The 18164-nt window shown below is 44.4% G+C and carries 17 protein-coding genes; 9 read left to right on the top strand and 8 right to left on the bottom strand.

The genetic code is table 11. The features are described from left to right. Window positions 1-26 precede the first annotated feature (26 nt). On the bottom strand, window positions 27-1262 hold the full coding sequence (pepT, locus tag L985_RS16290) for a peptidase T (RefSeq protein WP_047390634.1): 1236 nt from the start codon (window positions 1260-1262) through the stop codon (window positions 27-29). 109 nt (window positions 1263-1371) lie between these two features. Here pepT and L985_RS16285 point away from each other — a divergent pair, with 109 nt between their 5' ends. Next, window positions 1372-2370 carry a zinc-binding dehydrogenase gene (locus L985_RS16285; protein WP_029342956.1) on the top strand — a complete coding sequence of 333 codons (999 nt, stop codon included), beginning with the start codon at window positions 1372-1374 and terminating at the stop codon, window positions 2368-2370. 85 nt (window positions 2371-2455) lie between these two features. On the opposite strand, the gene L985_RS16280 is transcribed toward L985_RS16285, so the two are convergent. Further along, on the bottom strand, window positions 2456-3640 hold the full coding sequence (locus L985_RS16280) for a class I SAM-dependent rRNA methyltransferase (RefSeq protein ID WP_047390637.1): 1185 nt from the start codon (window positions 3638-3640) through the stop codon (window positions 2456-2458). Window positions 3641-3836: 196 nt separating this feature from the next. On the opposite strand from L985_RS16280, the gene L985_RS16275 reads away from it, so the two are divergent. Continuing rightward, window positions 3837-5090: a DNA cytosine methyltransferase gene (locus L985_RS16275; protein WP_047390639.1), complete on the top strand. Its 1254-nt coding sequence runs from the start codon at window positions 3837-3839 to the stop codon at window positions 5088-5090. Between the two features lie 47 nt (window positions 5091-5137). Here L985_RS16275 and L985_RS16270 read toward each other — a convergent pair whose 3' ends face one another. Continuing rightward, window positions 5138-6856 carry a hypothetical protein gene (locus L985_RS16270; RefSeq protein WP_047390642.1) on the bottom strand — a complete coding sequence of 573 codons (1719 nt, stop codon included), beginning with the start codon at window positions 6854-6856 and terminating at the stop codon, window positions 5138-5140. Between the two features lie 40 nt (window positions 6857-6896). Between L985_RS16270 and L985_RS16265 the strand changes: the two genes are divergently transcribed. Continuing rightward, the gene (locus tag L985_RS16265; RefSeq protein WP_052169373.1) at window positions 6897-7715 is read left to right on the top strand and encodes an HNH endonuclease; all 819 of its coding nucleotides are present in this window, start codon (window positions 6897-6899) and stop codon (window positions 7713-7715) included. A gap of 81 nt (window positions 7716-7796) precedes the next feature. Here the strand turns inward: L985_RS16265 and L985_RS16260 are convergent, their stop codons facing one another. The 4 genes from L985_RS16260 to L985_RS16245 form a co-directional block, all read right to left on the bottom strand. After that, the gene (locus L985_RS16260) at window positions 7797-8243 is read right to left on the bottom strand and encodes an OsmC family protein (RefSeq protein ID WP_047390777.1); all 447 of its coding nucleotides are present in this window, start codon (window positions 8241-8243) and stop codon (window positions 7797-7799) included. Window positions 8244-8323: 80 nt separating this feature from the next. Then, a complete protein-coding gene (locus L985_RS16255; protein ID WP_029342952.1) occupies window positions 8324-9256 on the bottom strand; it encodes an aldo/keto reductase in 933 nt (310 codons plus the stop codon). A gap of 13 nt (window positions 9257-9269) precedes the next feature. Continuing rightward, window positions 9270-10160, bottom strand: a complete 891-nt coding sequence (locus tag L985_RS16250; RefSeq protein ID WP_047390645.1) for an aldo/keto reductase — start codon at window positions 10158-10160, stop codon at window positions 9270-9272. 86 nt (window positions 10161-10246) lie between these two features. Beyond that, window positions 10247-10732, bottom strand: coding sequence for a cupin domain-containing protein (locus L985_RS16245; protein ID WP_029342950.1), 486 nt, complete (start codon window positions 10730-10732; stop codon window positions 10247-10249). Between the two features lie 156 nt (window positions 10733-10888). On the opposite strand from L985_RS16245, the gene L985_RS16240 reads away from it, so the two are divergent. The 3 genes from L985_RS16240 to L985_RS16230 all read left to right on the top strand — a co-directional run bounded on the left by L985_RS16240 (window position 10889) and on the right by L985_RS16230 (window position 13726). Beyond that, window positions 10889-11170, top strand: a complete 282-nt coding sequence (locus tag L985_RS16240; RefSeq protein WP_029342949.1) for a putative quinol monooxygenase — start codon at window positions 10889-10891, stop codon at window positions 11168-11170. Between the two features lie 231 nt (window positions 11171-11401). After that, on the top strand, window positions 11402-12805 hold the full coding sequence (locus L985_RS16235; RefSeq protein ID WP_047390648.1) for a YfcC family protein: 1404 nt from the start codon (window positions 11402-11404) through the stop codon (window positions 12803-12805). A gap of 99 nt (window positions 12806-12904) precedes the next feature. After that, window positions 12905-13726 (top strand): DUF1028 domain-containing protein, encoded by an 822-nt coding sequence (locus L985_RS16230; protein ID WP_047390650.1) that lies wholly within the window; start codon window positions 12905-12907, stop codon window positions 13724-13726. 41 nt (window positions 13727-13767) lie between these two features. On the opposite strand, the gene L985_RS16225 is transcribed toward L985_RS16230, so the two are convergent. Beyond that, on the bottom strand, window positions 13768-15405 hold the full coding sequence (locus L985_RS16225; protein WP_034786150.1) for a glycosyl hydrolase family 28-related protein: 1638 nt from the start codon (window positions 15403-15405) through the stop codon (window positions 13768-13770). Window positions 15406-15544: 139 nt separating this feature from the next. Between L985_RS16225 and L985_RS16220 the strand changes: the two genes are divergently transcribed. The 3 genes from L985_RS16220 (at window position 15545) to L985_RS16210 (ending at window position 18112) form a co-directional block, all read left to right on the top strand. Next, window positions 15545-16318, top strand: a complete 774-nt coding sequence (locus tag L985_RS16220; RefSeq protein WP_047390653.1) for a hypothetical protein — start codon at window positions 15545-15547, stop codon at window positions 16316-16318. A gap of 49 nt (window positions 16319-16367) precedes the next feature. Beyond that, window positions 16368-16874, top strand: coding sequence for a hypothetical protein (locus L985_RS16215; protein ID WP_029342945.1), 507 nt, complete (start codon window positions 16368-16370; stop codon window positions 16872-16874). Between the two features lie 254 nt (window positions 16875-17128). Continuing rightward, complete coding sequence (locus L985_RS16210) at window positions 17129-18112, top strand: YhdH/YhfP family quinone oxidoreductase (RefSeq protein WP_029342944.1); 984 nt, start codon at window positions 17129-17131, stop codon at window positions 18110-18112. The last annotated feature ends 52 nt before the right edge of the window (window positions 18113-18164 follow it).

Here is an 18164-nt window from a genome sequence, read left to right as displayed (position 1 = left end):
CTCAGCGCTGAGAATCTGCTTTTTAATTAGCGCGAAGCTTGTTCAAATCCTTGAGCGATGGTAATGATCACTTGTGTTGCTTTGACCATATTATCGACCGAAATGAATTCAAACTTGCCATGGTAGTTCTCGCCACCGGTAAAGATGTTCGGTGTCGGAAGACCCATGTATGAAAGTTGTGATCCATCCGTTCCACCACGAATTGGCTTAATAATTGGTGTGATGTCAAGCGACTCCATCGCTGCATGAGCGATATCGACGATGTGCATATGGGGTTCGATTTTTTCGCGCATGTTGTAGTACTGATCGTGTAAATCGATTTCGACACTGCCGGCGCCATACTTTTTGTTCCACTCATCGACAAGGGCAGACAAGAAATGTTTCCGTCCTTCGAACGCCTCACGATCGAAATCACGAATGATGTAGTCGAGCGTCGTTTTTTCGACAGAACCGTCAAAGGAAATCAGGTGGAAGAATCCTTCAAAACCATCCGTGAATTCAGGAGACTCTTCTCCAGGAAGACGATCGTGGAATGCCATCGCATGTTTCTGCGAATTAACCATCTTATCTTTTGCTGTTCCTGGATGAACATTCGTTCCGTGGAAGACGATTTTTGCCGCCGCCGCATTAAAGCTTTCGTATTCGAGTTCACCTAGCGGACCGCCGTCGACCGTATAAGCATACGTGGCATCGAATGCTTCGACATTGAATTGATGCGGTCCACGACCGATTTCTTCATCTGGCGTAAAGGCAACACGAATACGACCATGTTTGATTTCTGGATGTGAAATCAAATGATGCATTGCTGTCATGATTTCTGCGATTCCGGCTTTATTATCGGCACCGAGTAATGTCGTACCATCCGTTGTTATTAAGGTATGACCAACATAGTTGTGTAGTGCCGGAAAATCAGTTGGCGACAGGATGACGGACGGTACTTCACTTAACGTGATTGGATTTCCGTCATATGCTTCCACGAGTTGCGGACGGACATTCGTACCTGTAAAGTCCGTTGCCGTATCCAGGTGAGCAAGGAAACCAATTGTCGGAATGTCTGCATCTGTATTAGCGGGTAACGTCGCCATGACATAACCATTGTCATCGACCGTGACCTCTTCCATGCCAATTGTCTTTAATTCTTCTACGAGCAAACGAGCCAGTGTCCATTGCCCTTCAGTTGTTGGAACAGTTGTACTCTCATAGTTCGACTGTGTATCGACTTTCACGTATGTAGTTAGACGATCAATCAATTCTTGTTTCAAATCAAAAACGTCCCTTCTCGTCATAAGATACCTTCATCATAGCATGAACGACTAATGTGAGAGAATTCTGAATCATGATAGACTAATAATGAAAAAGGGGGAATTCTTCATGAGAGCATTCGTAGTCGATCGGTATGGAAAAGACGCATCACTTACAGAAAAAGACGTCACACCTGAAAAAGCGGGGAAACACGAATTACGGGTTCAAATCGAGGGGTCGAGCATCAATCCACTTGATACGAAGATGTTCTTCGGACATGTGGCGGCGGCTTCGACGACTGGAATCCTCCAGGGCGATGTAACGGGGAAAGTCATTGAGATCGGCGAGGGTGTGACGTCTTTTTCTATCGGCGATCGCATCGTCGCATTCGGTGGCGGACTTGGAACACGTGCCGGTGCGCTAGCGGAAGAAATGCTTGTACCTGAACAGATGGCAGTCTTACGACCGGAAGGGGTCTCGGCTGAGGTTGCTGGTTGTTTACCGGTGATTGGGTTGACGGCGATGGAAATTTTAAAAGAGCGGATCGCGATTACCCCAGGCATCCGTGTTTATGTAGCAGGTGGAACGGGTGGAGTAGGACATCTTACCGTACAACTTGCTCGTCATTATGGATGTGACGTCACAGCGAGCGCCTCTTCTGACGAGAAGGCAGCTTGGCTAGAAGCAAAAGGGATCCGCGTTCATCGGTACAAGGAAGAATCGGCTGAAGCGTTGCTAAACCGACTGGATCTGGACGGATTCGACGTCATCATTGATACAGTCGGCGGTGACCATTTACAAGAATCGTTCATACTCGCAAAAGAGCGGGGACGCATCATTTCGATCGCGACACGGACGACACAAGATTTAACGATGATGCATAGTAAAGCCTTGTCCCTTGAAGCTGTGTTCGTCGCGCTTCCGTTACTGAAAGGAAAAGTAGAGGAGATGAAACAACAGCAACGTCACTTATCAGAACTCGTTCATTTAGTGGAAGAGGGTGTCATCGAGATTCGGATTGAAGAGCAGATTCCTTATGAACGCGATGCGTTAAACGATCTCTATCAACGATTTGATCAAACATCACATTTTGGTAAGGTAAGTGTCTATCCAACTCATAAAAAATGATTCTCCATTCATTTTACATTTCCTGTTAAAATTATAAAAAAATCCGTTACTGAAAAATTCAGTAGCGGATTTTTTAGATAACAGATCATTTACGGCGAACAAGAATGCTTTTTGGAGCGAGTTGTGGCATGGAAGGAGGAGTCGGGAAATCTTTCTGCTCCGGTTGCTCCCACACGACTTCGAATTTTTGACGCAATTTGTTGAAAGCCTGCTCCACAGCTTTTTTCAATTGTGACGCATCAAGAGTAGGACTATCTGTCGTAATCGCAAGCAGTCCTCCGCGATTCGTCAGATGAATGACTTTTTGGATCCAAAGGGCGAGATCCTGTTCGGTCCGAAACTGACGTGTCCGTGTATTGACTTGTACAGGCGGATGGAACAAGACAACGTCAAAACGAGTCTTTTTATCCGCTTGTTCGATGTAGTCGAACGCATCCTGAACTAAAATCTTCTGTTTCTCAGGAGTAAAACTATTCAACATCAGATTATCTTTTGTCTTATTTCGACTACGTGTCGAGAAATCAACGCTTGTCGTTCGAGCAGCTTCACCATAAAGGGCAGTTACTGTCAGCGTTCCTGTATCGGAAAAGAGGTTAAGTACGGTCTTTCGTTCGACGGAATCGAGAAGGATTCGGCGAAGTTCACGTTGGGCGATGTCAAAACCAGTCCGCATACCAGCGTCCAAGTCATATTCATACAACACACCATATTCTTGCGCGACTTCAGGAAAATCGCCTCGTTCCCCCTTCAAAAAGTCGTCACCTTTGACCGGTTGAAGATCGACTAGGAAGTCTCGTTTTTCATAAATGCTTCTATAATTTAGTAGTGATTCAAGAGCTTCAAGAATCAGTGGACGGAATGTATAGATGCCTTCATTTTCGAATGTAATGAGGTAATGATGATCATAACAATCAATCGTCAATCCACCGATACCATCCCCAGCGCCGTTAAAAATACGGAAGGCTTCTGAGTACTCTTCAAAAAATTCATTTCGTTTGTCTAACGCTTTTTCAAAAAGTTGCTTGAAGAAGGCGACATCGATCGCTTCTTGCTCGTCCATCGAGAGGGTCCAACCGACACCTTTTTCCTGCTTGCCAAAATAACCAGTCGCGAGGTATTCTTTATGTTCTGTCATCAGATGAAGCAGTCCGCCTGCCTCTTTGACATGGTGCAAAGCTTCGAACATTTCTTTGCGTAAAGCGGGATAACCGCTTCGAATCGATTCAATCCATTCTGATTTGACGACGATTGGATAAAGTTCACGAGACATGTTAGTTTCCTCATTTCTACTTGTGGATAAGTGCCATAAGTATACCATAAATGGGGTTATCCACATGTGGATAACTGGTATTCAAAAAAATAGGGTGTCTCAAAATCAATTATTCTACGATTTAATTAGAACGCTGGCCTTTTAACAGATGCTCGCTTATAATAAAGGCAAGAGGATGTTGCCAGGAGGTAAACTCATGAAACTAAACGAACGAGGACGAGCAAAGTACCGTCCTTTAACTGAATATGAAGAAATAGACGTGAAAAATGTGTTGTTTGAAAAAATCCAAGAGGAAACGAATCGTATTTTTGAGACAGATGATACAGCATTGTTTTCTGATATTAAACGCTCAACAAAAGCGCATAGCGTGATTAGCCTATTTTCTGGAGCAGGAGGATTAGACTTAGGACTAGAACTTGCTGGTTTTGTCAGTCTTCACGGAGAAGATGTCATCAAACGAGTCTTTCGATCAAAAGAGACTTTTGATGAGTTGGTATCAAAAGGGAACGTGACAGAGACAATCTTTTCGAATGATATGTTTCGAGAATCCGCAGTCACATACAAGATGAACTTTTCGACAGACGTCTTTCAAGACGGTCGAGACATACGGAAAATCAAACACTTTCCTGAATGTGATGTCATACTTGGTGGATTTCCTTGTCCTGGATTCAGTTCAGCGGGTCCACGCTTGATTGATGATGAGCGAAATTTTTTATATATCCATTTCATTCGAGCGATCATGCAAGCACGACCTAAAGTATTCGTCGCTGAAAACGTAAAAGGATTATTGACTTTAGGAAAAGGGGAAGTAGCGCGCCAAATCATTGAAGACTTTGCTGCAGCAGGATATGAAGTGAATTACCAACTGGTCAATGCTCGAGACTACGGGGTGCCGCAACTTCGGGAACGTGTCTTTATCATCGGTGTACGAAAAGATGTCTCATTCAGATATACATTTCCAGAGCCTACGCATGGCCCTTTAGGAAAATATCCTTACGTGACTTTAGAAGAGACGATTTCAGATTTACCGAAGGAACCAGCTGATGTGTATAGTGGTGGCTTTTCTCCGATGTATTTATCTCGCAATCGTAAAAAGAAATGGACAGAACAAGCCTTTACGATTCAAGCATCTGGTAGACAAGCACAATTGTGGCCAGGCGGAGAAGCAATGCAAAAAATAGGAAAAGATGAATGGAGCTTAGTGGGTTCTAATCGTCGTATGAGTGTTCGGGAATCGGCCCGTATCCAGACGTTTCCGGATTGGTTCGAATTTTATGATGGTGGTAATATGAAAACGCAATTAAATAACCGGTTAGATAAGCAGTATAAGCAAATTGGAAATGCTGTGCCTGTACTCTTAGCGTTGCGTATTCTGCAACCCATCACAGACTGGTTGAAATCAGAGGAGTTAGTTGCAGAGCAATCAGAACAACAATTGAAACTTTTTTAAACGTGAAACGGACCTGCTCTTTGATGAGTAGGTCCGTTTTTTTAGTATTATGTGACGGAGCGTTCGCACGATAATTTAAGGGACGACCATCCATGAGAGGCACCAGCACTGAACTTGACTCGAAAGTTTAAGTATTCGTTACCGTTAGACCAAGTCAAGCGTGTCGTAGTCGATGAATGTTGAGATACACGAATATGCCCTCCGACTTCAATCGGTGGATGAATGGAGCACGTTAAATTTTGATAAAAAGAGACAATCGATAAGTTCGTTCCAATCATTTTTTTCAATCCAGAAACAAGAGACGTTTGTGAAGCGATGGAAAGGTGTTTTGTGATTTCGTTTGATACTTCAGAGAGTACTTCCTGACGTGAAATCAAACCAATCAAATATTTTTCTTTTATCCTTGCAATGAACTCCTGCATTTCGTCGAAAACATCAAAATATTGATAGGAAAGAATCGTACCAGCACCTGGATTTTTAATTGTCATGACAGAATTATGAGCTTTTAGTGCTTTTAAGGACAAGGGAAGCTCAATCAAGTTTTGTTCGTATCGAAGAGTGAGTAAGATGTCTGCTGTTTCTAATTTATTCGCGACATAGCTATCTGATACTAGTTGAACTTGTTCAATTTGAGACTGACCATACATTTCTTTTAAGTATCGAAGTAATACGGAAGTTGTAACGTGAGCACTTTCAATAAGCTGTTGTAACATGTCTGATTCAAGATACGCATAGTAAGCCGTTAATGTGTGATGAACTTGGTTGGGATCGACTAAATGAATCGTTGGATTGTGTTTGATGAATTGATATAACGTAAGAACTTCATGACAGCGACCGATTGCATTACTTTTATTCGAATGAGTAAGTAATGTATGAGTATGTAGAGAATCTTCAAAGGAGCTTAACCATTTTGTATTGAGTTGCCTCGTTTTTTGTTGGAATTGATCTGTTAGTTCATGAGTATGCGATAGTTTCGTCGCTAATTTAATGGAAGATGTCAAAGAAGACTCGAACTTGAATCGAAGCTCGAGTTCATAGTCGTCCACTAAGATATGAATCGATGAATTATTCTTTTTCAACAGATGTACGGATTCGAATGTTTGAATCGTCTGTTGTTCTAGTTTGATTTCAGAGGTTTCTTCGATGAATATGACTTTATATTCTTCAATCATCGATAGATGCTTGAAACCTCTAAAAAAATCAGATTGCTGCTCATTCAGGCTATCAAGAAGGAGCGAATAACAATGATCTCGAATACTTTCTAAGAATCGTCTACGATAGCTTTTAAGTATGTTCTCATCTAACTGCAATTCATGAATTGATTTTTTTAATGCTACTTCTGACACATATAAATCAGTTATTCCGTGGTGTATCGCAATATCTTTGAAAAGATTAGAACGCGCCTGATCCAGTAATGTGTTGAATGTATGTTGAGCCCCCATTAAACCAAAATACTTGCTTAAGAAGGATTTAGCACCAGGATTTTTAGGTTGAATCGTTGTATTTTTCTTAAGAGAAAATAGATGAATCGGATAAACATGTTCGTCTTGATAGATATACAAGTCAGCATGATGATCAGCACGTTCAAAATCAAATTTAGTTTTGACTTCACTCGTTCTCGGAAATTGGGTGAATAAAAATTGAGCAACGACTACTGCTGGAAGTTTTTCTTGTGGAAGAAATAATTTTTCTTGAATTAGTTGTTCTAGATACATCGCAACATCTTTCGTATGTTGGTTTCCTGAAAATTTTTGTTTTCTTATCATGAATACAATCCTCCAAATGAAGCGAGAGTAGGGATAGATCGTGCAAAAAGACATTGTAAGTGTAATGAAAAAGTTAACAAAAGAGTGGTTAAAATCGTTGTCTGATCAATATAATGTATCATTTAAATCAGAAAAGAATAAGCAAATTTTAGATGGTAAACGTATCGGAATAAGAGGTGCAACGGGTGGAATGTATGGCATTCGAGATACGAAAGTAACCGAATATGATTACTTTATTTTTTGTATTACCAATGAGGAAGAATTAGTCAGAATAAATGATGTACGATTTGTATTGCTGAATCAAAATGAAGTAATCAACTTAAAAAAAGATCTGAACGGATCAGATAAATCATTCAAACTAGAAAAATTTCATCCCTTTATGACTTTTGATACTTTCGAGAGTAAATTTAAAGAATATTTTGCTTTTCAAGTAGACTACTATACCGACGAAAGTGAAGTACTTAACTCGCACATTGCTGAAAGTTTACTGGAAGATGAGCGTTATACAGAAGGCGAAAAGCGACTCGCCACGCATTACATAACAGAACGAAATGCAAAAGTGGTTAAAAAAGCAAAAGAACAGTTTGCAATTAAACATGCTGGGCAATTATTCTGTGATATTTGTGAGATGAATTATGAGGAAGTTTATGGAGTTATCGGGAAAGGTTATATTGAAGCGCATCATAAAAATCAATTAAGTATAAGTGGCATAACAGATACTCAGACTGAAGACTTAGCTTTATTATGTGCAAGTTGCCATCGAATAATTCATAAATTAATGAGACAAGATGAGAATGCCTCTTACGAGATGCTAAAAGAGGAGATACAATGCTCTTTGAAAACTCCTTATCGTTATTAAGTTCAGTAAAAAATACTCCTTTAACTGTGATTTAGAAAATACATAGTTAAAGGAGTATTTGATTTCTAATTGAAAATTAACTTACACGCGTTCTACAACAGCCTCAAGCGATACTTTGACGTTACCTGCTAATGCCCGCGTAATCATACACGAACCTTCCGCTTTTTCAGCGAGACGTTGTGCCTTCTCTACATCACGATCCGACAGATCGGCTGGTAATAAGAGAGTAGGGCGATGAATAATCGCGTCGTAAGTGAAGACACCGTTCGTAACATCGACGATACCTTCAGATTCCATCGTTAACGAAACCTTTGGAATGTGACTACGCTCAAGCATCGCGGCAAGCGTGATGATGTAGCACGTAGCAGCTGCCCCAAGTAACATCTCATCTGGATTCGTACCAACTCCTGGACCATCCATGGCGTCTGGAATTGAGATTTTTGTTTTTAGTTCACCCGTCTCGATCTGACCAACATCATTGCGATTGCCCGGCCAGTCTGCGGTTAAATGAAAATGGTGCTTCATGATCAATCGCCTCCATGCCTCCATCATACGAAGTTCAGCATGATTTTTCGCCTATTCTGCTCATGTTCATAAAAAGAGAACGATCAGCTAAAAATTTGGTCGATCTTTTCGATATCTTCTTGCGACAACTGAACGTCTAATGTACGCAACGTATCCGTCACCTGATCTGGTCGTTTTGCACCAGGAATGATGGCATCGATACCGTCCTGTGCCAGATACCACGCGAGTACGATGTGTGCGACTTCTGCATCGTGTGCTTCTGCAATCGGGCGCAGTTGATCGACTTTTGCGAGGTTTTGTTCGAAGACATCTTTTTGGAACAAGGGATCGTTTTTTCGTAAATCGTCAAATGTCGTCTCTTTCGTATATTTCCCTGCCAATAATCCAGCAGCGAGTGGGAAGTACGGGACGAAGGACATACCGTTCTCAACGATGTACGGGAGTAACTCTTTTTCCGCATCCCGTTTGAATAGGTTGTATTCTCCTTGATAGACGTCGACGTGTCCGTCTTTATTCGCTTCCTTCAGTTGTTCGAGTGAGAAATTCGAGACACCGATTGCGCGAATCTTTCCTTCTTTTTTCAGTTCAGCAAGTGCTGCGACGGCTTCGTCCTTTGGTGTCGATTCATCCGGAAAATGAATGTAATACAAATCGATATAGTCTGTCTGAAGACGTTTTAAACTCTCTTCGACCGATTGACGGAGAAAGTCTGGTGAATTGTTCATGACGACGTTTCCGTCAACGAACTGATGCGCACCTTTCGTCGCGAGCACGACATCTTCTCGAGCGACTGTGTCGTTCCAGACCTCACCGACGAGTTCCTCCGAACGTTCTGGTCCGTAGATGAAAGCTGTATCGAGGAAATTGATTCCTTGCTTCAAAGCGACACGGACGAGATCGCGTCCGGCTTGCTCATCGAGATTTGGATACAAGTTGTGTCCACCGACAGCATTCGTACCGAGACCGATGGGGTGAACGAATAATTTAGATTGACCGAGTTGAACATGTTTTGTCATGAAAATGACCTCCTTAAACGATATCGAGTGGTTCTTTTTTTGTTGGTGCTGGGAATGCTTGATCAAGTGCAACCAGCTCTTCCTCTGTCAAATTCAGGAGCGCGGCGCGACCGTTGGCTTCGACATGATGTGCTTGTCCTGCTTTAGGAATTGCGATGACGTCACCTTCACGCATCGCCCAAGCAAGTAAAATCTGTGCCGGTTCAACACCATGTGTCTCAGCGAGTTCCTCAACGGTTGGATGATTCAGGAGTTGATCGCGTAGTGAACCACCTTCAGCTAGTGGGCAATACGCCATTACTGGAATACCATGTTCGCGTAGTAACGGTAGCAATTCATACTCGATTCCGCGTGATCCGAGATGATAGAGTACCTGATTGACAGCGCATTGATCACCGTTTGGCAGTGCCAACAGTTCTTTCATGTCTGATACGTCAAAGTTTGATACACCCCAACGGCGAATCTTGCCTTCCTGTTTTAAAGCTTCCAGTCCTTCGACGGTTTCTTCAAGTGGAATGTCACCACGCCAATGAAGAAGATAGAGATCAAGATAATCCGTACCGAGGCGTTCAAGCGATTCGGAACAAGCTTTTTTTAACGCTTCCCCACCAGCGTGATGCGGGTAGACTTTCGAGACGAGAAAGACTTCTTCTCGTCGATCAGCGATCGCGTCACGAATCAATTCTTCAGAAGCACCTTCTCCATACATCTCTGCCGTATCGATGAGTTCCATCCCACTGTCGAGACCGACACGGAGCGCTTCGATTTCAGCCTCATGCTTCTCCGACTCTTCCCCCATGCGCCATGTACCTTGTCCGAGTGCCCGAACGTGCGTCTGATCGGGAAGCGTCACCGTTTTTTGCTTTAATGCAGCGAGTATCAACGTCTTTTCTGTTTCGTTCATCGTTCTTCCTCCTTTAGTAGAGAGACAATAGTAGGGTTTACCACGCGAACTCGGAACAAAAACGTCTTCTTCAAGAGAAGGAGACGTCACCAATGTTCAAACAAGGGACCGTGATCACCGAATACAGGATCTTGAGTAGGACGCCTCACCTGACGAATACGTTGAAGATTTTCCGGGCGTTCACTTGTTTGACCTGTCAGGGTGTCGTAATCTTGACCATCCGGATAGGCACCGATTACTCGAAAGTGTCGACTTGTATCAAGTGCTTTATGGCCCGTACCGGCAGGAAGTAAGAGAACATCGCCACTCGTCAAAGTGAAGGTCTTACCGAGCGGACCACCCAGCTGAACGGTTGCATGCCCTTCGAGAATACCGATCACTTCATGGGCGATACTATGATAATGATGAAAGTCAAAAATGCCATCCACCCAGCTGTTACGCCAGTCATGTGCATGGAAGGTCTGTTTGATGTGTGATGGCTCTTCAAATGCATGCCGATAAATCAACACCGGGAATGTCGGGTTGTTCGGAATGTGACCGTCATCCTCAAAATAAAATACCTCAACGCGCATCTTCGTTGCTCCTTTCTCTGATGTGGCACAAAGTAATAATTACATCTGTAATTACCCGTAATTAAATATCATCAATCGTCCGAGCATCTTTATGGCGTAACGAATTCGGAGGTGCTAAGATGCTTAAGTTAACGAAATTACAAAGGAGGCTTTCCGATGATCGCCATCGAAGCAAAATTAGAAGTACAACCCGCAAAACGAGAAGAATTTTTAGAAGCAACTAAAACACTAGTGGCAGGATCACGTGCTGAAGCAGGTAACATCAGCTATGACTTGTTCCAAAGCACAGAAGACGAAAATGTCTTCATGATGATTGAAAAATGGGAAGACCAAGCTGCAATTGAAGCACACAACACGAGTGCCCATTTCGGACAATTCGTTGCGTTTGCTCAAACGGCTCTTGCTAAACCATTAGACGTTCAATCGTTCCAAGCATAATCATAAGAGATTGACGTAACACATAAGGAAGGTATTCGGGGTTCATGGCCTAGAATACCTTCCTTTTTTATTTCATGCGACACGGTTGATCAAAGCCTCTACTTTTAACGAAACTTTAAGTTAGCAGTATTCCACTTTTCTTTTACAATCATATGACATTTCATTGAAACTGTTAGTTTTTCCCTGATTAGGGCATTATTCTTATAAAGACACAAAAAGGAGGCTTTTATCATGAATGAACGAACGAATGCACCAGGGTCGAAGCGATCATTCTTCAAGATGCCTCATACATACGCCATTATCATGGCAATTCTCATCATCTCAGTCATCTTGACGTATACACTTCCAGCAGGACAATTCGATCGTGAAAAGCAAGATGGACAGACTGTCGTCATCGATGGTACATATCGCGCGGTAGAGTCTGCGCCTGTCAATCTCTTTGGTTTATTTGAAGCAATTCCGCAAGGCATGGAAGCGGGTGCTGCGATCATTTTTTACATTTTCTTAGTTGGCGGTGTCTTCGGTATCATTCGTCAAACCGGTGCTATTGAAGCGGGAATCAATCAATTAATCCGTCGATTTGGTCAAAAAGGGCACATCATGATTCCGATGACGATGTTCGTCTTTTCGATTGCCGGAGCAACGATTGGTATGGCAGAGGAAACGATCATCTTCGTGCCGATTGGGATCATGTTAGCGCGTGCCCTTGGATATGATGCGATGACAGGAGCCGCGATTGTCAGTCTAGGGGCGGCGGTTGGTTTTGCCGGCGGGATGTTGAATCCGTTTACGGTAGGTGTCGCTCAATCAATTGCGGAAGTACCGCTCTTTAGTGGTCTTGGGTATCGAACGGCTGTGTATATCGTATTTTTAGCGGTGACAATTCTTTATGTCATGAACTACGCACGGAAAGTCAAACATGATCCGGCGCGCAGTCTTGTTTATGATCTAGAACAACGTCGTTCGGAAGAAGCAGCGACGACGATTTCGCGCTTTTCGAAACGTCATGCTTTCGTCTTACTGGTTTTAATCGGTGGGATCACGCTCAATGTGATCGGAATCTTTGAGTGGGGCTGGTATTTGACGGAATTAACCGCATCCTTCTTGATCATCGGGATGATTACGGGAATCGTTACGCTTGGTGTGAACGGTACGTTCGAGAGTTTGATTGACGGCGCAAAAGCCGTAACGTTCGGCGCGTTGATTGTTGGATTTGCTCGTGCGATTGTCGTCATTCTCGAAGAAGGACGTGTTATCGATACGGTCATTTACGGCTTATCGAATGCCGTAGGACATTTACCGACGTTCTTTGCCGTCATCGGGATGTACGCCGTGCAATTGATTACGAATTTCTTCATTCCATCGGGAAGTGGACAAGCGGCGACGACGATGCCCATCATGGCACCATTGTCGGATTTACTGGGAATCGAGCGTCAAGTGGCTGTCTTAGCATTCCAATATGGAGATGGACTGACGAACATGATTTTCCCGACGAGTGCTCATTTGATGGCATTTCTCGCAATCGCAGGCATTCCGTACGAAAAATGGCTTCGTTTCGTCTGGAAGCTTTTCGCGATCTGGATTGCCTTGGCATGTGCCGCCTTACTACTTGCCGTGACACTTGGCATTCAATGAAGTCTACCTTCCGGACAGATGTTCGGAAGGTTTTTCAGTTGCAGGAATCGGGAAGCGTTATCACGAACGGAATAGGTAATGACTAAAGGGGGAACTGAAGTGACATATTCAATCGTTGGGTATTGTGAAAAAGAACAAGCATGGGGCGTTGCCGTTCAGTCGAAGTTTTTAGCCGTTGGGAGCGCTGTTCCGTTTGCGAAGGCGGGAGTAGGTGCTGTAGCGACACAATCGTTTGCAAATACGACGTATGGTCCTGAAGGATTACGGATGATCGAACAAGGGGCTTCAGCAGACGAAGTACTGCGTCGATTGACGGAAGCAGATGAAGGACGAGCGGATCGTCAGGTCGGAATCATTGATGCGAATGGTAAGAGTGCGACATTCACGGGAGAAGGATGTAACGACTGGGCAGGCGGTATTGCCGGGAAACACTTTGCAGCGCAAGGGAATATTCTTGTAGACGGTAATACGGTGAAAGAGATGGCACGTGTCTTTGAATCAACGCAAGGTCCGCTTGCAGAACGTTTATTGCGTGCGTTAGCAGCAGGTCAAGCAGCAGGTGGGGACTCACGCGGAATGCAGTCAGCGGCACTTCTCGTCGTCAAGGAGGGTGGCGGATACGGTGGATTCAACGACCGCTATATTGATTTACGCGTTGACGATCATCCGAGTCCGATTGAAGAACTCGAACGCATCTATCAACTGCATACCCTTTATCTACAACCGAGTAAGCCGGAAGAAATCAAGCCGATTGATGACGCCTTAGAGTCAGAGTTGATGGATAAGTTGTTATCGCTTGGTTACCGCGGTGATTTCGAAGACGCGTTCCGAACGTATCTGCATACGGAAAACTTCGAGATGCGCGAACAAGCGGATCGTGCGATTGATACACGTGTTCTCGCATATATTCGATCTCAATGAAAAAATGACAGGATGGACCGCGGTCCATCCTGTCATTTTGTTCATACTTGTGTCGACTGGGCGCGAATCGGTACTTTGAATCCGGTCGCGATGAATCGTTCCATTTCCGGTTCCGATTTAGCGTTCAAACCGACTGTTCCGTCTCCTTTTAGTGCTACGTTCGTCAGCTTGACGTGAGTGATGTCTGGACCGATCGTAATCCCATGTTTGGCGGAATCTTCAATGCGGATATCACGAAGGCGCACGTCTTCAGCCCCGTTTTCTCCACCAAAGATTTGGATGTCTGTTTTCGCTTGACGGAATCCGCTCATCTTCAACTGACTGATCGTGACGTTCCGTGCCTTATATTGAATCCCAATCATCGGTTGTTCTTGATAGTCATAATACGGATCACCGAGCACCGTGAAATCATGAATGACGACATTACGATAAGCAGAAACGACGAGTGCGCGCGGTTTTGAATTCGCATATAGCTCCGTATATTGAGGTGTCTGAGCGATCAAACGCGTTGCGATGATATTATAAGCCGTCTGAGACGTCGGATCAGTTGCTTGATGATGTCCGATGTGTCGGAAGTTAAAGGCGCGATGATCATCAATCGATAGGTGTCCGACGATTTTGACGGTCGAGGCAGCAGAAGAGGTCGCATGTGCCTTAATCTCAAGTCCACCGAAACAACGACTTGTTGCGTTGTTGAACAACCAGACGTCGCGTGATCCATCATCGATCTCGATTCCATTTGAATTGGAGAAGCCTTCTGCATGGGCACGTCCACTTGGATCATGCATGAAACAGTTCGAGATGAAGAGGTGATCACTATGATGCGTCGTAATCCCGTCATCTCCGAATCCAGAACCGGTCAATCCATCGAACCAGATGAATGAACTACTTAAATTTGCTCGAGCTCCGTCTCCATTGTAATTGTAATACGGTGTCGAGATATCAAAACAGTGAAGTCCCGGGTTGACGGCCTCGACATCAAAGACCCAGCCATAGGTGACATGCGCATACGTAAGACAACTGGAGTGATTGCCCCATGTGCTACTTTTTTTCGCGTCACCGATGCGCTTAATGTTCCAGTCAAGTGTCATTTTCTCGACGAGTAGGTGATGATTGCCGAGAAGATAATTTTGGTTCGTCACGAGACGACGACCTTTGGGTGCGTCATCGTGCATCTTTAAAATCGTTTTCCCTTTGCCGGCTCCTGTTAAGATCGTATAACTAGGCAAACGAATTCCCCGAACGATGTACGTACCGGCTGGGACATGGACTTGTCGATGTCCATCACCGAGTGCGTCGATGAATGCTTGTGTATCATCCGTTTGTCCATCACCGACTGCTCCAAAGTCAGTGACATCGACGGTTTCGACATCGCTGATCAAATGTTCGAACTCATGATTGAGACGGCCGAACCAACTTGGTCGAATCTCATCGCGTGGCGTTACAAAAGCCGGTGTCAGCGGTAGAATATGTTTATCACGATTCGTCAAAAATAATGGTGAGATCATCGAACGAAGTGTCCGACTAAGATTAGGATCACGTCGTGGTGCGATGAATGGACTATCATGTAGCAGTTGTTCCGCTTGTCGAACTGCTTGTTCGTTGGTTGACGTTTCAACATATTCCTGAATCAACGCCGCATTTTGATACGGATCATGCGTGTGATCGAGTTTTAACATGAAATGGTTCCCCTCTCTGAATAGGTCTGTCTACCTTTTCCCCTCTCCTTACACAATCATTCCTCGTTTCGATACATCCATAAAAATACATGTAAAATTCTTAAATGGATTATAATGGATGTTAAAAGGGGGTCTTCTGATGTCACTTCGCAAACGACTCATAACGGGTATCGGACTGATTTTGCTAATCTTAGGGATTGGTAAGCCACTGACAGAAGCGGCTGTTCAAGCACTGAAGCCAAAAGCGGTTCAGACGTCTGTGGTCGAAACGAATGGATCGTGTAAACCGAACTGCAATAGAAACGGCAAGCTGTTAAATATTCCGTTTCTTTCGTGGTTGCCTAAAAAGCAAATGAAGAACGATGAAGATCTACGTGTTTGGGACACGAATGAAAAGCCAAAGAAACAGAAAGACCTCAAACCGAAAAAGAAAAAGAATAAGCTCATCGTTGTAGGGGTTGAAAATGCTAAGCGAGGTACGAACGAAAAAGGGGGATCGTCCTCATCGATGTTACTGATGAGCCTGCTTGTTTTACCTCTAGTCATAATAGGTTATATCGTTTGGCGAAAACGTCGAAAGACCAAGAAGCAGGACGAGGAATCGATAAGAGCCGACATCCCGTTACAGCCCTTATCCAACGACTTTGTTTTAACTGAGAATCCGGTCGAGCTACCAGATGCCTGGATTCGCAAACAACTCATTCAGTTCAATCACATACTCCCGGCCCGCTCACGACGACATGATACAGAAAAACTTCAGGAATGGTGCCTGCGGATCGGATTCAAACCGTCACATATCCTAATAAAAGCCTACCTCTTAGAACGCTACACAGAACGAACTGCTACGATATCGGAGATGGACAAGCAAACGATTCAGGGAGAATTTGGTGCCTTCGTCCATCAATTTGATTGAAACCTTTTGAAAGGAATGACGTAAATGGAACAGGAAAGGGGAGATGATGATGTACCTAGCAGATGCCGTGAAACTAAAGAGTATTTTGAGGAAGCAACTCGATCAGCTAATCGAAGAAATGGATCGCGTCGCGTTCATTGATTTAGAAAAGGGAGAAGCACTCCCCGCGCAACAAGGACGGACTTTAATCGACGTCGAAGCCGCGATGGACATCGTGCGTCACGATATGCGAGTCTTGGATCGTCTCGTCTATTCAGCGAATCTAAACACTGTGATCGTGACAGATGAAGGAGAAATGCCGCTCGTCGAAGCAATCGAATGGGCTACCCAATTACGAGCGAAAGCACAAAATTACCAGATGCTTGCAAGTCGACCGAAACGCGAGTTCCAATATGGATTCGAAGGGACGACGGTCATTCGCCATGCCTTATTCGATCCCGATACTTATCGCCTAAAAGCGGAGGAAGTGGAGCGACAAGCGCACAAAGTATCAAATGCGATTAATGCCGCGAACTACCAGACGACGATCGATTTTGATGGTGGACGTTACATGTAGCTCCTTGGCGTGGTGAGACTCCACGTCAAGGGGAGGGGACGGACCTCAATTTTCCTCTGTGGAGAAGAAATGGCGACGGCAAACCGATGACCACGAACCATTGACAGATTGACCTGTTACCTTTGACCACCTATGGAACCCTGATGCTTTTTCCGTCCCCGATCCCTGCCGTTTCTTTGAGAAACGGCAGGGATTTTTAGTGTGTCGATGGAAACAACAGGGTATAGAGAAGCACAAGAGAAAGGAGAGAAATCATGGAACACACTTTTTCAGCCTTCGTCGTACGAGAAGTGGACGGATCGTATAAGGGAACAATCGAGACGAAACGTGTCGACGATTTACCGGAGGGAGACGTCCTGATTCGTGTCACGCACTCATGTGTCAACTATAAGGATGCTTTATCGATGTCGGGTAATCGAGGGGTGACAAAATCCTATCCGCATACACCAGGCGTTGATGCAGCAGGATACATCGAGCAGACGACAGATGAACGTTTTCAAACGGGTCAAGCCGTCGTTGTCAATGGCTTTGATTTCGGGATGAACACTTCAGGCGGATTTCAAGAATACATACGTGTGCCGGCCGATTGGGTAACGCCACTCCCGGAAACAATCCGTCCGTTAGAAGCGATGCAATACGGAACGGCAGGATTGACGGCGGCGCAATCGGTTGATGAATTGTCACGAATCGTCTCGAAGGATGCAGGACCGATTCTTGTAACAGGTGCGACGGGCGGTGTTGGTACGATTACGATCGCCTTACTCATTCGCTTAGGCTATACGGTACACGCCGTGACCGGTAAACGCGCAGAACAAGAACGGCTGCTAAAAAAGGGTGTGGCTGAGGTGTTAGACCGCACTACGTTCTTAGACGAAACGGTCCGTCCATTAAAAAAAGGAACATATGCTGGTGTCATAGATACGGTAGGAGGACCATTGCTCGCGTCCGTCATTCGCTTCGTACAATATAGTGGTGTCGTCACGACGTGTGGGAACGTCGGTGGGGCAGAAATGACGTTGACAGTCTATCCGTTCATCCTACGTGGCGTCCGCTTGATTGGAATCGATGCGGTACAAACACCAATCGCCTATCGTGAAGAGCTATGGCAACGTTTAGCGAGTGACTGGCAGGTCGATCTTGCGTCAGAAGTCGATGTCAAAACACTAAACGATTTACCTGAAATCGCAGAAGCCTTGCTGACTTCACGTCATCGTGGTCGAACTGTCATCGAAATTTAAATCTTTCGAGTAAACATTGGTGGTATAGTGGGGAAAAACTGTGTCGACTTTT

Source organism: Exiguobacterium sp. ZWU0009, assembly GCF_000798935.2.
In the GTDB taxonomy this organism is placed as follows: domain Bacteria; phylum Bacillota; class Bacilli; order Exiguobacteriales; family Exiguobacteriaceae; genus Exiguobacterium_A; species Exiguobacterium_A acetylicum.
The sequence above is the reverse complement of the archived record's forward strand: the minus strand, read 5'-3'. Positions and strand labels throughout refer to the sequence as shown.